The organism is Collinsella aerofaciens (assembly GCF_015561195.1).
Taxonomy (GTDB): Bacteria; Actinomycetota; Coriobacteriia; order Coriobacteriales; family Coriobacteriaceae; genus Collinsella; species Collinsella aerofaciens_AC.
In genome coordinates, this window is the sequence record NZ_JADMSU010000003.1 from 157,550 (window position 1) to 172,781 (window position 15,232).

General features: G+C 59.3%; 14 protein-coding genes and 1 riboswitch. Of the genes, 5 read left to right on the forward strand and 9 right to left on the reverse strand.

Annotated elements, in window-relative coordinates:
• Nucleotides 1-77: 77 nt before the first annotated feature.
• Both I2H81_RS04700 and I2H81_RS04705 read right to left on the reverse strand, forming a co-directional pair.
• Nucleotides 78-824: an aspartate/glutamate racemase family protein gene (locus tag I2H81_RS04700; RefSeq protein ID WP_229108069.1), complete on the reverse strand. Its 747-nt coding sequence runs from the start codon at nucleotides 822-824 to the stop codon at nucleotides 78-80.
• A gap of 84 nt (nucleotides 825-908) precedes the next feature.
• The gene (locus I2H81_RS04705; protein WP_195644734.1) at nucleotides 909-2,165 is read right to left on the reverse strand and encodes a carboxylate--amine ligase; all 1,257 of its coding nucleotides are present in this window, start codon (nucleotides 2,163-2,165) and stop codon (nucleotides 909-911) included.
• A 222-nt stretch (nucleotides 2,166-2,387) separates the two neighbouring features.
• On the opposite strand from I2H81_RS04705, the gene I2H81_RS04710 reads away from it, so the two are divergent.
• Together I2H81_RS04710 and I2H81_RS04715 are read left to right on the forward strand one after the other, a co-directional pair.
• Complete coding sequence (locus I2H81_RS04710) at nucleotides 2,388-3,020, forward strand: MOSC domain-containing protein (protein ID WP_195644735.1); 633 nt, start codon at nucleotides 2,388-2,390, stop codon at nucleotides 3,018-3,020.
• Between the two features lie 234 nt (nucleotides 3,021-3,254).
• Complete coding sequence (locus I2H81_RS04715; RefSeq protein ID WP_099431497.1) at nucleotides 3,255-4,388, forward strand: coiled-coil domain-containing protein; 1,134 nt, start codon at nucleotides 3,255-3,257, stop codon at nucleotides 4,386-4,388.
• Between the two features lie 37 nt (nucleotides 4,389-4,425).
• Here the strand turns inward: I2H81_RS04715 and I2H81_RS04720 are convergent, their stop codons facing one another.
• The 5 genes from I2H81_RS04720 to I2H81_RS04740 all read right to left on the reverse strand — a co-directional run bounded on the left by I2H81_RS04720 (nucleotide 4,426) and on the right by I2H81_RS04740 (nucleotide 8,480).
• Entirely contained in the window at nucleotides 4,426-5,805 is a 1,380-nt protein-coding gene (locus I2H81_RS04720) for a serine/threonine protein kinase (protein WP_195644736.1), read from the reverse strand.
• Nucleotides 5,806-5,903: 98 nt separating this feature from the next.
• Entirely contained in the window at nucleotides 5,904-6,326 is a 423-nt protein-coding gene (locus tag I2H81_RS04725; protein ID WP_195644737.1) for an XRE family transcriptional regulator, read from the reverse strand.
• Between the two features lie 32 nt (nucleotides 6,327-6,358).
• The gene (locus I2H81_RS04730) at nucleotides 6,359-6,802 is read right to left on the reverse strand and encodes an FxLYD domain-containing protein (protein ID WP_117773919.1); all 444 of its coding nucleotides are present in this window, start codon (nucleotides 6,800-6,802) and stop codon (nucleotides 6,359-6,361) included.
• Between the two features lie 164 nt (nucleotides 6,803-6,966).
• Nucleotides 6,967-7,290, reverse strand: coding sequence for a hypothetical protein (locus tag I2H81_RS04735; RefSeq protein ID WP_195644738.1), 324 nt, complete (start codon nucleotides 7,288-7,290; stop codon nucleotides 6,967-6,969).
• A gap of 2 nt (nucleotides 7,291-7,292) precedes the next feature.
• Entirely contained in the window at nucleotides 7,293-8,480 is a 1,188-nt protein-coding gene (locus I2H81_RS04740) for an amidohydrolase (protein WP_195644739.1), read from the reverse strand.
• Between the two features lie 148 nt (nucleotides 8,481-8,628).
• Nucleotides 8,629-8,797: riboswitch (Lysine riboswitch) on the forward strand.
• Nucleotides 8,798-8,862: 65 nt separating this feature from the next.
• On the opposite strand from I2H81_RS04740, the gene dapA reads away from it, so the two are divergent.
• From dapA to dapD, 3 genes are read left to right on the forward strand one after another with little or no spacing between them, the layout of a single operon-like run.
• The gene (gene dapA / locus I2H81_RS04745; protein ID WP_195644740.1) at nucleotides 8,863-11,172 is read left to right on the forward strand and encodes a 4-hydroxy-tetrahydrodipicolinate synthase; all 2,310 of its coding nucleotides are present in this window, start codon (nucleotides 8,863-8,865) and stop codon (nucleotides 11,170-11,172) included.
• A complete protein-coding gene (gene dapB, locus I2H81_RS04750; RefSeq protein ID WP_229108070.1) occupies nucleotides 11,165-11,905 on the forward strand; it encodes a 4-hydroxy-tetrahydrodipicolinate reductase in 741 nt (246 codons plus the stop codon). The genes dapA and dapB overlap by 8 nt, the downstream gene beginning before the upstream one ends.
• A gap of 39 nt (nucleotides 11,906-11,944) precedes the next feature.
• Nucleotides 11,945-12,664, forward strand: coding sequence for a 2,3,4,5-tetrahydropyridine-2,6-dicarboxylate N-acetyltransferase (gene dapD, locus I2H81_RS04755; protein ID WP_148332713.1), 720 nt, complete (start codon nucleotides 11,945-11,947; stop codon nucleotides 12,662-12,664).
• Nucleotides 12,665-12,911: 247 nt separating this feature from the next.
• Here the strand turns inward: dapD and I2H81_RS04760 are convergent, their stop codons facing one another.
• Together I2H81_RS04760 and I2H81_RS04765 are read right to left on the reverse strand one after the other, a co-directional pair.
• Nucleotides 12,912-13,916 (reverse strand): nucleoid-associated protein, encoded by a 1,005-nt coding sequence (locus I2H81_RS04760; protein ID WP_195644741.1) that lies wholly within the window; start codon nucleotides 13,914-13,916, stop codon nucleotides 12,912-12,914.
• A 111-nt stretch (nucleotides 13,917-14,027) separates the two neighbouring features.
• Nucleotides 14,028-15,188 carry an Mbeg1-like protein gene (locus tag I2H81_RS04765; RefSeq protein ID WP_195644742.1) on the reverse strand — a complete coding sequence of 387 codons (1,161 nt, stop codon included), beginning with the start codon at nucleotides 15,186-15,188 and terminating at the stop codon, nucleotides 14,028-14,030.
• Between the last annotated feature and the right edge of the window lie 44 nt (nucleotides 15,189-15,232).

Below are 15,232 nucleotides of genomic sequence, written 5' to 3' on the forward strand. Positions count from 1 at the left end.
AAACGAGCCGAGGCCTTTACTGTTTTCCCAGATAAAACCTACCAGAATTAACCTGTCCCTTTTTGACAGGTCGGAAGCTAGAGGCGGTAGGGGGCGCCGCTGCGGATGATGGATTCGCGCACCAGGACATCCATGGCATCGAGGGTGATCTCGGGCATCTCTCGATACTTCTGCAGCACCGATAGCTCGGTGCAGGCCAGAATGACACGGTCGCAGCCGCTACGGGCGAACTCCCACATCACGCGGTCGAACTTATCCATATCGGGCTCACGTCCGGCCTTCACATCATCGTAGATAAGCGACATCACATCGTTCTGACGTTTCTCGCTGGGATAGACAACCTCAACACCCGCAGCCTCGCACTCGCGGCCGTAGACGCCCGCGCCCACGGTTCCGTCGGTGCCCATAATGCCGATCTTGCGCACCGGCTCGGCCGGCATACTCAGGTTGGGGTCGAACTCGCACTCCCCCATCACCGCACCCGCAAGGGCATAGCGAACCGACTCGCGCGGCATGTGGATAATCGGCACCTTCGTAAACGACTGGATCTGGTCGTAGAAGTAGTGTGACGTGTTGCAGGGAATGGCAATGTGCGCGCAGCCCAGCGACTCGAGTGCCTGGGCACACTCTTTCATGGTCGTCAGCAGCTTGGCATGCTCGCCGGTCTTAATGGCAAGCGTGCGGTCGGGCATGGTCGACTTGGAGAGCACCACCATGTCGATATGTTCCTGATCGCAGGCAGCAGCCGTATGACGCACTACCTGGTCGTAGTAATACGACGTGGCCTCGGCGCCCATGCCGCCGATAACTCCCAGCTTTTCCATCGCCGCCTCCTTGGTGACGCTTGCGCAATTGCGCGTATCATACCCGCGCCCGCCCGATGTAAACCGGACGGGCGCCGCACTCATCTACTTGTAATACGTCTTGAACAGCTTAAAGTGGCGCAGCTTGGTGTGCCACATGCGCAGCCAGCGGTTAAAGACAAAGTCGCCCTTCATAAACGAAGGGTCGGCGCCCTTGCCTTCCTTGTCCAGGCGATGCACCTTAGCGCGCAGCTCGGGATCCTTGACGTACTTGTCGACGACACCCATGGGGACGACCATCCACAGCGCCTCGTCCTGCGCCGTCACAAACTCCGGCTCAAACGGGCGGTTGAACACATACTCGTCCACCACATACTTGGCAACGTTAAAGCCGCTGTTAGTGACGTAGTAGTTGCTGCGACCTTGGCGCGTGTTGAAATCGAAGAACTTAAACGAGCCGTCGCGCTCGTCGTACTTAACGTCAAAGTTGGAATAGCCCACAAAGTGAAGGTCCTCGAGCAACTTGCGCACGCCGCCCATGAGCTTGTCATTGGGCTCGGTGATGATACAGGCGTGGTTGCCGACACCGTGAGGCTGATGCTCCTCGAGCAGCACGTGACCCAGGCACATCATGCGCACCTTGCCGTTGCGGTCGGAATAACTGGTGAGCACGCGCATGTACTCGTCGTTGCCGGGCACGCGATCCTGCAAGATCAGGTCGTCGGTGTAGCCGCTGGCATACGAGTCGCGAATAACCTGTTCCAACTCGGCACGGTCGGCAATCTCATAGGCCTTTTTCTGGCCCTCGAACTCGTGCTGCCACCACATGATGCCATCGGAAGGCTTCAGGATCATCGGGTAGGGAAAATCGATCTGGTCGAGCACTTCGGCAGGTGCCTCGCCCTGGGCGTTCAGCATCGCCATGGTGAAGGTAAAGGTATGCGGATAGGGCACGCCGTGCTTCTCGCACAGCTCGTAGAAGATCTCCTTCTTCTGGCACTGCTCGAGCATGCTGTAGGGCGCGTAGGGAGCGACGATGTTATCCGCCAGCTCATGGGCGTCCTTGGCTTGAGCCACGAGGGCAACATAGTTATCGCCACAGCCCACAAGGACAATCGTCTTGTCGGCATGCGCTTGGGCAATGCCGTTGACGGTTTTGAGCATCACGGGCATGGTGTCGATATCCACGTTGGGCGTGTAGTCGATAATCTGGCTGCGGTACGCGGGACCCGTCTGGTACTTGCCAAAGACCAGGCTCTTGACCTGGTACTCCTCGTAGAAGGCGCGCGCCACCGAATAGGCGTTGATGTCGCCGCCGAGCAGCACGGGGATGAACTCGCGCTCTGTAAACTGCAATGCCATGGAAACTTCCTATCACGAACTGCCCACACAACGGGCGGTCTTTGCGCAACTGATTTATTCTAGCGTGCCAAACCGCCGGCGCCCAAAGCTCCACCGTATCTATGGCAATCGACGCAATCGTCCAGCACGAAGACGGCGCTCACCGTTGTATGACAATGGGCAATGAACCTACCATTGTTGTAGGATTCAGCGTATTGACATCCTCGAACGAAAGGCGCGCACGTGCCCCAAGACCATCCGACCGATAATCCTATCCTCAATGCCACGAAGCGCGAGCTGGCGGAACGCGCACAAACGGCCGTTCCCCTACGCACGGCAAACGATGCCTACGACAGGCCCGCCCGCATCGTCTCAATCAACACGTCGGCGCACAAGGGCACACGCAAGTCGCCCGTCGCGGATGGACACGACACCGTTATAGAACAATTTGGCCTCGCCTCCGACGCACACGCCGGGCATTGGCACCGTCAGGTTTCCTTTTTGGCCGCAGAGTCCATCCAGACGGCGCAGGCCCACGGACTCGATGTGCGCAAGGGTGACTTTGGGGAGAACTTCACCACGCAAGGCATCAATCTACTCTCGCTCCCCATGGGCACGCAGCTCAAGCTTGGCAGCGAGGTGCTTGTCGAAATCAGCCAAATCGGCAAGGTATGCCACACACGCTGTGCCATCTACTATCTCGCCGGCGACTGCATCTTTCCCCACGAGGGCGTTTTTGGCGTGGTACTAAAGGGCGGAGAGGTCCATATCGGCGACGACATCCAGGTGGTCAAGCTCGGCGACGGCACCTGTTCGTTCACCCCTGCCGAGGCCCTCGAAGAGATTGAGCAGGCTCGTCAGGAGGGCACGCTGTAGTTGTAAAACCCCATGTTGAGATAGCTTTTACATCCCAAAACTCCTCTCAAACAGGGTTCTGTAACGTTAAAGTTGAACTCTATGGTTTCTCAACAATTCATCATAACTGCAGGTCAAAGCCAAAGCCTCAAGTTCAACTTGACCCTTTGGAACCTTTAAGGTTCAAGTTGAGGTCGAAAGCAGTAGTAGAATACCGTTCGAACCATAACCTACGATTGATTGCAGAGGGACTGGATGCAGCATTCGAATCATCGCGCCGCAGCGCTCATTGCGTCGAAGCCGGCTCGTATCATCACGAGCGCCGCGCTCGCCGTTGCGCTGACGGCCACGCCGATGCTCTCCCCCGTTGCGGCGTATGCCGCCTCGCAGGCAACGCAGGACCAGCTTTCCGCAGCCCAGCAGAAGATCGAAGCCGCCACGAGCGCCTACAACGACGCCCGCACCAAACTCGATGACCTGCAAAAGCAGATTGACTCCAATGAGGCAAGCATCGAGGAAATCGAGGCTAAGCTTCCCGAGCAGCAGGCCAAGGCAAGCTCCGCCATGCGCGATCTGTACAAGTATCAGAAGGGCACCAACCCCATCGTGAGCTTCCTGGTCAACGCGCAGAGCCTGGGTGAGTTCATCACGACCTGCAAATACACCAACCAGATCACGAGCTCGAGCGTCGACGAGATCGAACAGCTCAATAACATGCAAACCGAACTCGAGCAGAACAAGGCTGAGCTCCAGCAGGCCAAGTCTCAGCTTGAGGCAGAGCAGAAAAACGCCGAGGATGCGTTGGCTCAGGCCCAGCAGCTCCGCAGCGAGGCACAGGCAAAAGCCGAGCAGGAAAATGCCGCCGAGCTTGCCAAGCTTGAGGCCGATAAGGCCGCCGCCGCCGAGAAGCTCTCGGGCGAGGGCGTAAGCGGCAGCAATTCCAGCAGCCAGGCCACCAACACCAACACCACCATCGACACCACGGTGAACAACGCCAATACCGGTAGCTCCGATTACGATTCGTTCATCAATGAGTGGACGAGCCGCATCGACAATTATCTCGCCGGCTCCCCCATGGCAGGCCAGGGCTATAACTTTGCCGTCGCCGCTTGGAATACCGGTGTCGACCCCCGTTGGTCCCCCGCCATCGCCTGCATCGAAAGCACCAAGGGTGCTTATTGCGCCAATTCTTACAACGCCTGGGGCTGGAGTGCCCGTGGCGGCGGTTGGCGCAGCTTTGGCAGCTGGAGCGAGGGCATCTCCGCTCACGTTGCCTATCTGGGCGCCAACTACGGCTCCACCCTTACCCCGGCAGCGGCCAAAAAGTACTGCCCGCCCACGTGGCAGGACTGGTACAACAAAGTCGCCGCTCAGATGAACCGCATCTAAGCGCAACTGCAAAGGGCCCCAATGGGGCCCTTTTCTTTTAGGTAGCGGAGGTATCGACGACGCCGGTCGCATTGGCAACCGCGACTATGACGATCATGTATAGGAGCAGCACACCCAATGCCTTGAGCCAGAGTTTCGCGAGTTTCTTGCCGCGATAGCTGTCGAGCAGTGCGAATCGCCGACGAAGACGGCGCTTATCGAGCAGCACAAAATGCATAAGCACCATAGGGCCATCAACAAAGAAAAAATACTCGATTATGAGAAACCACGTCGGGTAGCTTTGGTTTGCTCCCGTGGGGTGAAAGACGGCAAAGTGACTTCCGGCAAAGAACACAAGTAGGGAGAAGCAGACAAGCGTATTCCAAATGCGCCCCAGAGACTCCGGAACGCGAGAGAGCAGACCGCATGCAGCGGAGGCGGCAGGCCTAGGAAGCCCTGCAGGGTTCTGGAGCCCTTGGAGCATCAACACCGTCTCCGAGGCCGGAGTACGGACAGGCGCAGGTGTAGGAGGCCGCACGGGGCGGCTCAGATCGTATGCCGAGCGCGTCGCCCGTCCCAACGCTTCCGCACTCGCAAAACGCTTGGCCGGGTCGAGCGCCATCGACATGCAGACGGCATCGGCAAGTGGAGTGGGAATGCCACGCGCCTCGCATTGCTCGCGCATGTCGAGCCCTGGTTTAGGGTCGGCTCCCGTCAAGCAGAAGAACAACAGGGCGCCAAGTGCGTAGACGTCGCTGCGCACACTCGTCTGCCCAAACCCATACTGCTCGGGCGGCGCATAGGGTCGCGTGCCGAACTTGACGGTGTCGGCATCGGCACCATCGCGCCATACGCGCGCAATCCCCAAGTCGATAATCACCAGCGACGAAAACGTCAGGCCGTCATCAGACGTATAGTTGACACCCGTCACGATGATATTCGACGGCTTGAGGTCGCGATGGATCACCGGCGCCGACGTCTCCCCCGCCATTGCAAAACCGGCGTGGAGCTCGCCCACGGCATCGCATAGGGCAGGATACATTTCGCGCGCATAATCGGGGGTAGCCCCCAGACGGTCCACCAGCGCCCCGAGCGTCTCCCCTTCGATGTATTCCATAACCACGTTGAGCTCGTCGCCCACACGACGACAATCGACGATTCTGGGCAGGTGCTCAAAACGCCTGCCTGCCCGCTGGGCGGCAAACAGACGCTCGTATGCCCCGCCGATTTGAGCCGAAGCATCGATGCGTTTACGGACAAAGGGGCCGAGCGAACCACCACCGGTTCCTTCAAAGTACACGAGCTCGGTTGTTTCAACGGACGAGCGCTTAAGTACACGCTCCACGCGATAGCTGTCGTCGCGACCGAGCGACGCCAGGTGCTCGGCAAGCGCTGCGGTCAGCTCGTCATCGGAATATGTTGTGGTCTGAGTATCCATAGTCTCCATCATAGCGCAGGGCGCAGACACCCCATGGCATCCGCGCCCCGTTCGCTTGCACCGTTGTTCGGCAGTCCCGCCGGCTCAGATATCAGTCGCTAATTCACCGTCTCCTCGCCAAAGCGATACAGCTCCTCGTTGACCTTTTGGAGGCTGCACCCGCGATCGATGCAAAAGATGATAATCGCATCACGGCGATCCTTGCAGTTAAGGACGCTTACCCCGGCAGCCGTCAGTGCACGGTTGGTCTCTTTGAGCGTCAGCGCCATCGCAAAGGCAATCTGCAGCACCTTATTGCGACTCGGGTGACGCGCACCGGTAAAGATCTGATAGCCAAAGGTCTCATTGAGATCGGCCATACGAACCACGCGCGAGCGCTCCAAGCCCTTTTCCTGCAGCAGCTGCTTCAGGTAGTCCGAAAGCGACGGGGCGGCAAAGTCATGCTCCCTGATAAAGCTATCGATGTTCGGCGCATCGAGAAGCTCATTGAGCAGCTCCTCGGTCAGCTTTTTATCGGGCATACGACTTCACCTCCCCCAGTGCATGCAACATGCTAGAAACCGCTTACGTCCGAACGCTCCCAGCTAGCAACCTGGTCGGGAGACACCGTACCCAGCGCCTCGAACTTCCAGGAGCCGCCCGCCTTCAGATGATTGGTGTTTGCAAGAGCCGTTCCAACCTGGTTGCCATCGGCATCATACAGAACATACTCAATCTGGATGTAGCTCTTTTCCTTGTCCGTGTTATTGGTCAGCGTGCCCGTGATCTTATAGGCAAACTGACTGGAGGTGTCTTCAGCCTCGTCAGCAATGGTATACGGTTCTTGCGGTTCTTTTTGCTCCTCAGCCTGCTGTGTCGCCTCGGCAGGTTTTGCCGAATCGCTCGCAGACGAATCGGTTGAATTGCCACCCATAGAACCCACGGCGCCGACGATAACCAGCACCACGATGACGCCTAGGACAATCTTGCCGATCGGCTTCTTTCCCTCTTTTGCCATTATTCATCCTTCCTACGATCCGGCTACCGTGCCGGCACACAGCACATCGTAGGAAGGATTGAACTTGAATTCATTAGCTGAGAGCTAAAGTTGCGGTAAACGGCCAATGCAGCTATCCAGACGCCGAGCAAACGCACTTTGCGTGACCGTCTGCTGGCAGCGCATCAACCCACCATAACGGATTTCCCGGTAAAGGCACTGATCATCATTAGAACAAAGAACACCAGGTAGCTGATGCTCAATAGGTACGCAATGATCAGGAAGACGACCCAGCCGACATTGGTCTTACCGTCGGCGCGGCGCTGCTCGCGAGAACGGCACAGCCAGACCGTCACGCCGATGGCCACAATCAGCAACACGAGTGCCGCCGCTGCCACCCCGGCAAGCGCAAACATCACGCCAATGCTCACAGCAATAACCGGAAGCAGTAGCAAGCCACACCCGCATCCACCCGGGCTATATACGGCAGACTGTCGGCGTCGTTCCATCGTCACTCCAAGCCAAGCAATCGTTTGTAGGCATCGAGGCCCTTGAGTAGGATTTCCTCGTCGAAGAGCATACTATCGGTATGCAGAGCGCTTGTGGCATAGGCTGGGCAGCCATCAGCGTCGATCGGGTTTTCTTGTCCCTCTGGCACGCCCGTGCCCAGCAAGAAAAACACGCCCGGCAGATGGCGCTGATAGAACGCGAAATCCTCGGCGATTAGCAGCGGCTCATCCACGAGTTGCAGCTCGGACAAGGCAGGCGCAATGTGGGCGAACAGCTCGGGGTCGTTATCGACCGGCGGATAGCCCTCGGCAAAATCGAGATCGTACGTGCATCCCGTTGCAGCGCATGCTTCATCGAGCACACGGCGTACGCCTTCGCGTGCGCGGTCGAACGTATCGTCCGTAAACACGCGCAAGCTGCCCGCAACATGGGCCTCCCCCGCCACCGCATTGCAGACGGTGCCGGCCTGCAGCAGGCCAAACTTACCAATGCAGGGCTCGTCGGCACCCAATTCGTCCATGAGCTCACGCTCGGAAACTAAGAACTTGGCCGCTGCCAGCGCAGCATCATGCGATTTCTCGACTGGAACGCCGTAGGTCTTGGCGATATGGATGCTCGCGCCATGGATATGAATGTGCGTCTCGCTTGAGCGCGCCAGCAGCGGACCAGGGCAGCTCGCCAACGTGCCGGCAGGCAGATCGGGCCACACGTGGAAGCCAAAGATGCGATCTGCCCCATAGCGCTCGAATACGCCGCTCTCGCACACTGTCTTGGCGCCACCGGTCGTTTCCTCGGCCGGCTGGAACACAAAGAGCACGTTGCGCTTGATGGCACCCGGCTGCTCACGAATCGTGCGATCGACATACGTCGCGGCGGCAAGCACCATGGCCATGTGACCGTCGTGACCGCACGCATGCATCTTACCGGGATGCGTCGAGGCAAAGGCCGCGCCCGTTGCCTCCGCGATGGGCAGGGCGTCCATGTCGGCGCGAATCGCCGTGGCATGCGCGGCGCCCGTGCCGGCATCGAAGAAAGCGCAGACGCAGCTGGGGCATGGATGGGTCACCTCGCAGGCGAGCGGAGCGAGCACGCCCTCGATATAGGCGATGGTTTGCGGAAGATCGAAGTCGAGCTCCGGAATGCGGTGCAAGTCGCGCCGATAGCAACGAAGTTCTTGGAGCTCGGTCATAAAGATTCCTTTCATGGGGGGGCATATCCATTCACACAATATTGTGCCGCAAGATTGCCGCACCCTTATTTCCAGCATATCCCTGCATTTTTTAAACGTTATATACGAATACTCTTGTTTGGTAAAGTGCAACGTGGTAGGGTCTTTACCACTTGATAGAGGCGCGGGCACGATGAGCCGCGGGCGAGTCGGCAGACTTTGACCCTGCGGGGAGGCGAAACCCGCCGAACTGGGCATTTCGGGCACGAACAGCCTGGTGGGCCTGCGGGAAACACCCGCAGGACTGTCTGCAGCAATGCGGGAGCGCTATCCGGACATTGGGTCCACGTTATGCGGATTCGATGCGCAGATGGCGCCGTCTGGATAGCGAGGTTTACGGGACATGGCATTGACCCCCAACGAGGCATATGCGGCCAAGCAGCCGTTTGTGGACAAGGAGACGCTCGAGCATATCGTCGAGCAGTTCCCCACGCCATTTCATCTATACGACGAGGCGGGCATCCGCCGCAACATGCAAGAAGTGCGCGACGCCTTCGCATGGAACCCGGGCTTTAAGGAATACTTTGCCGTCAAGGCCAATCCCAACCCGGCGCTCATCTCCATTCTCAACGAATACGGCTGCGGCTGCGATTGTTCGAGCTATACCGAGCTCATGATCGCCCGCTCACTGGGTATCACGGGACACGACATCATGTTCTCGTCCAACGACACGCCGGCTGCCGACTTTGAGCTCGCCGACAAGCTGGGAGCCATCGTCAACTTTGACGACATAAGCCACATCGAGTTCTTTGAGCGCGTCGCGGGCCCCATCCCCAAGACGGTCAGCTGCCGCTTTAATCCGGGCGGCCTGTTCCAGCTCTCCAACGGCATCATGGACAACCCGGGCGACTCCAAGTACGGCATGACCACCGAGCAGCTCTTCGAGGCTTTCCGCATGCTCAAGGCCAAGGGCGCCGAGAATTTTGGCATCCATGCCTTCCTTGCCAGTAACACCGTCACTAACGACTACTATCCCAAGCTCGCACGCATCCTCTTTGAACTTGCCGTGCGCCTGGAGCGTGAAACGGGCGCACATGTCGCCTTTATCAATCTGTCCGGCGGCGTCGGCATCCCCTATCTGCCCGAGCAGCAGGCCAACGACATTCGCGCCATCGGCGAGGGAGTGCACGCGGCATACGACGAGATCCTGGTTCCCGCCGGCATGGGCGATGTGGCTATCTGCACCGAGATGGGTCGTTTTATGATGGGGCCCTACGGCTGCCTGGTGACCAAGGCCATCCATGAGAAGCAGATCTACAAGAACTATATCGGCGTGGACGCAAGCGCCGTCGATCTGATCCGCCCTGCCATGTATGGCGCTTACCACCACATCACGGTGATGGGCCAGCCGGGTGGCTCCGACAAGACCGCGGCGCCCATTACGGACACTTACGACATCACGGGCAATCTGTGCGAGAACAACGACAAGTTCGCCATCGATCGTGAGCTGCCGCATATCGACATGGGCGACCTGCTCGTGATCCACGATACCGGCGCACATGGCTACTCCATGGGCTACAACTACAACGGCCGTCTGCGCTCCGCCGAGGTTCTGCTGCGCCCCGATGGCTCGGCCGACCTCATCCGACGCGCCGAGCGCCCGGGCGATTATTTTGCCACGCTCGACGTGTTGCCGTGCGGCCGTGAGCTACTGGCCAAATCGCGTGCCGAAAGCGCCCGCCGTCGCGCCCAGGACGAACGCCTGGCCGTCGCCGCTCAGTGGAACAAACGCATCCAGATCGCGGAAGCGAAGGAGAAGAACATGGACATCCGTAATCTCGAGGGCTCAATCGTCGCCCTCGTCACGCCGTTTAAAAAGGACGGCAGCGTCGACTTTGACGCACTCGAGCGCCTTATCGATTTCCACCTGCAAAATGGCACCGACGCCATCCTCACCCTGGGCACCACCGGCGAGAGCGCCACGATGACCGATGACGAGGACAACTCCGTCGTCGCCGCCGTGGTCAAGCAGGTTGCAGGCCGCGTCCCCGTCATCGCCGGCTCGGGCTCTAACTCCACGCAGACCATGCTCACCAAGTCGCTCACCTACCAAGGCCTGGGCGCCGACGGCCTGCTGCTCATTGCCCCCTACTACAACAAGTCCAACGAGGAGGGCATCTACCAGCACTTTAAGACCGTAGCGGATGCCGTAGATATCCCCTGCATCCTGTACAACATCCCCGGCCGCTGCGGCTGCGGCATCAGCGAGCGCAACGTAGAGCGCTTGGCCGCGCACCCCAACATCATGGGCATTAAGGAAGCCTCGGGCAACGTCGCCTACGCGGCCAAGATCGCCCACCTGCTGTCCGATGACTTCCGCATGTACTCGGGCGAGGACGCCCTCACCGTACCGCTCATGAGCCTGGGCGCCTCGGGCACCATCAGTGTGTGGGCCGATGTTCAGCCGCAGCTCGTGCATGACATGTGTCGCGCCTATCTGGACGGCGACGTAGCGCGCGCCCGCGATATCCAGATTGCCGGCCAGCCGCTCATCAATGCCCTCTTTAGCGAGGTCAACCCCATCCCCGTTAAGGAAGCGCTCGCCCAGATGGGCATGATCGAGGCAAACTACCGCATGCCGCTATGCCCCATGGCAGACGACACGCGCGCTGCACTTACCGATGCTCTGAAGGGAGCTGGTCTGCTTGATTAAGACCGTCATTATGGGAACGGGCCGCATGGGCTCGCTGATCCGCACTACCGCCGAGGGCATTGTCAACGCCGCTGGAGAGCCCGTTTTTGACATCGTCGCCCAGATCGGCTTCGACTTGTCCGAGCTCGAGAGCGCACCGACAGCCGATGTAATCATCGACTTCTCGAACATCGTGACCTTCGATGCCGTTGTCGCCTATGTCGAGCGCACGGGCGCGGCGTTGGTCTCGGGCACCACAGGCTACACCCCCGAGCAGATGGACCACCTGCGCGAGCTGGGCCAGAATGCCCGCGTCATGCACTCGGGCAACTACTCTATCGGCATCGCCGCCCTGCGTCACCTAGTGGCCCAGGCCACGCGTGAACTGCCCGGCTTTGACTGCGAGATTGTCGAGACGCACCACAACCAAAAGGTCGACGCTCCCAGCGGCACCGCCAAGCTGTTACTCGACGCCGTGGTCGAGGCCGAGCCTGAGGCTGGCTATCATCCTGTCTACGGTCGCGAGGGCATGTGCGGCGCTCGCGATCCCAAGGAAATCGGCATGCACTCGCTGCGCGGCGGCACCGTCGCCGGTGTGCACGAGGTGAGTTTCTTTGGCCAGGACGAGGAAGTCACGCTCACGCATCGCGCCACGAGCCGTCAGATCTTCGTCAACGGCGCTCTGGCCGCCGCTCAAAAGCTCGTCGTCCGCGACCCTGGCTTCTACACCTTCGACCAAGTCATGTTCGCCTAACCAGTTATCTACCGTACCCACGCAAAGGAGAAACAGCATATGAGTAACGCAGCCGAGATGGATGCCCAGGAGATTATCAACTACATCGCCACCGCGCCCAAGAAAACGCCCGTCAAACTGTACGTGCGCGAAAAGCCGGGCATGAAGGTCCAGTGGGGCAATGCACACGTCTACGGCGGTCGTCGTGGCAAGACCGTCTTTGGTGACTGGGATGAGCTCAAGGCAATCCTCGACGCCAACGCCGACTCCATCGACTACTACGACGTAGAGAACGACTGCCGCAACTCCGCCGTGCCCATGCTCGACCTCAAGGGCATCAACGCCCGCATCGAGCCGGGCGCGATCATCCGTGACCGCGTCGAGATCGGCGATCGCGCCGTCATCATGATGGGTGCCATCATCAACATCGGCTCCGTCATTGGCGAGGGCTCCATGATTGACATGGGCGCCGTGCTGGGCGGCCGCGCCACCGTGGGTAAGAACTGCCACATCGGCGCCGGCACCGTGCTGGCAGGCGTCGTGGAGCCCGCCAGCGCCACGCCCGTCATCATCGAGGACGATGTCATGATCGGCGCTAACGCCGTGGTCCTGGAAGGCGTGCGTGTGGGCAAGGGCGCTGTCGTTGCCGCCGGCGCCGTGTGCGTCGAGGACGTCCCCGCCGGCGCCGTCGTGGCCGGTGTTCCCGCTCGCGTCATCAAGATGCGCGACGAGAAAACCGACAGCAAGACCGGTCTGGAAGAGGGTTTACGTCAACTGTAGGGTTACGCGGTTTTGACAAACCGCGTAACAAGTCGACGCTGCAAACGCCCCAGAGCGGCAATCTGACGTTCAATCGTCGGGCATGACCGAAAGGTCAATGCCTTCCTCTTTCACGTCACCTTGCTCGCTCTGGGGCGTTTTCGCTGACGTATGCTCAACCTACGGCGCAATTCAATCCCAAGCAAAAAAGGCCGAAGCCCTCATCCGAGGCTTCGACCTTTGTTTTTCTGCAGCGTCCAAGCGTAGTTTATCTATTCTCGATGCTGCCGATGTTTTTGAGCTCGATGGAAATGAGGCCGTTGGGCTCGTTGACGAACTCGATGTACTCGGAGTTCGAGCCCATCTCGGCCGGAAAGCTGATCTCGATGCCCGTATCGGTACGAATCTTGTGGTTGCGCACGGCCGCACGCTCGACCTGCTTGCGCTCCACGGGCACACGCTCGGGCACCTTCTCTTCGGTCAGCGCCGCACGTACGCTCTCCTTGATGACCGGCTCGTTCTCAAAGACCTCATCGACGATATCCCAAGGCGGCAGTTCCTCGTCATCCTCAACCTTTTCGGCCACAGCGGCCTTAACCTTAGCGAGCGCTACGGCTGTATTGGCACCGTGCTCCTCGGCGACTTCCTCGACCACGCGCGTCACGGTGTCGATGACCTCCTTGCCCGACACGCCCGTATCGCACTGCAGCAGACCGTCGGGAATGAGCATGCGGTCTTCGCCGGCAATCTTGCGCTTCTTGTCCACATAGCCGATCTCCATGGTGCTCGCGCGCACGATGGCATAGCTCGGCACCTTTTGCGAGGGGTTCGGCAGAATGGCGTAGTGGCGCGCGATGTCGTTGCGCACCTCCCCCTCCTCGCGGCCCACTTCGTGCATAAAGGCCTGCTTGGAGCCCAGCAGCATCACGGCAAACCAGCGGGCATCCTCATCGTCATCAAAGTCGGCCACGAGCACGTCAGTGGACTCGGCTTTCTCGGCCTTGGTAAGTTCGGAAGAGATGAACTCCGCAATCTGCTGAGACAGGTCCACGAACTCACGCTCACCAAAGAAATAGCCCTTGAGCTCGCCGCCGAATGCGGAGTTCTCGGCAAACGTAGCACGCTTGTTATCAGCCGAGGTACGAGCGCGCCGCAGGTGCGTGGTTACGAAATTACGCACGGTACGGCTCTCGATATCGAGCTCGCGCTGGCTCATAACGTTGACGGCAGAGTCAAAGTCCAGGATATGCAGAATCGCGTGATTGATTTTCATATACGGCATTCCGTTCTAGATCGTTTTCGGCACGAACCAGTATAGCGGTCGAGCCCGCCCCAGGCGCATCGAAGCTTGGTGCATCAGGGACAGGTTGCTTTGCACCAATGGTTAGCGCAGGAGCTCGGACTGCCAAGCCTCGAGCTGTTCTGCCAAACTCTTGCCGGCAGCGGACATGTCGATCTGGGGTCGTTTGGGCAGCAGTGCGCACTTAAGGATTGCCACGATGGTCTGCGAGACAAAGCGTCGTGTATCCTTATCGAAACCTTGCGCAGCCTGGAGCATCACGGGCAGGCTCTCGCGCAGATTCCCGGCGATATCCGCAAACCGCTCAGCACCCGTAGCCTCAAACACGGAGAACAACGCATCTACAAAACGCTCGCGCTCGCTAGGTGACACTGCAAGCAGCATCTCGCGAATGGAGCCATCAACGTATCGAGCACCGGCGGACAGGCGCTCACAGTACACGAAGTCGCGACCATCAACCACCCAGCTAAAGGGATTGTGCTGCAGCAGGCTGAACTCGGTGCTCTCAACGATGGCATAGTCCTCCTGCGTCTCGAACATCATGCCAAAGATCGACGACCGAGGTAGCGTCTTGTCGATTCGACCGGAAAGATCGGCAAAGGCGTTGCCGTTCAGAAACTCCTCGACGAAGCCCGGACCATCATGGGAATACACCCGTTCGATTCGCTCACAGGCGACATCGGAGCACATCGCCGCACCGTACACCGCAAGGTTTCCACCCTTGGAATGACCTCCGCACAAAAGCGACCCGCCAATCGCATCCGCCGCCTCGTCCACATAACGCGCCGCGGATTCCTGAGCCGGCACAGGACACCGGAATGCCATGTTAAAGTCCTCTTTCCAGCCCACAATCGTGCTGTCGGTCCCTCGGAAGGAAAGATAACTAAACCCCGCCGGAAACCGGAACGCCATGGCTGCAAACTGCTCTGTCGCCACCACATCGCTCACGGCACGATAGCCGCAAACGTGCACGCCACGGTAGCGAGGGCTTGCTGCCACGGCCTCCAACAAGGCCCTGCTCCCCTCTGAATCCCACAAGTCGCCAATCATGTCCCGGTAGCACTCGGCACGCAGCAGCTCGCGTACGTCTAGGCCCTGCCAGTTCGTCAGCTCCGCCATATCACCCGGCAAACGCAAATAGGACAACCACGCAAAGACCAGGCTATCCACCGCGCAGAACGGCCGTTCCTCAAACGGATCAAACGCCGTCTGGGCATAGGTCAAAAAACTAGAGGAATCCGACATGGCCCTCCCATCAACTATGGTGCATTGGGGTCAGGTTACTTTAC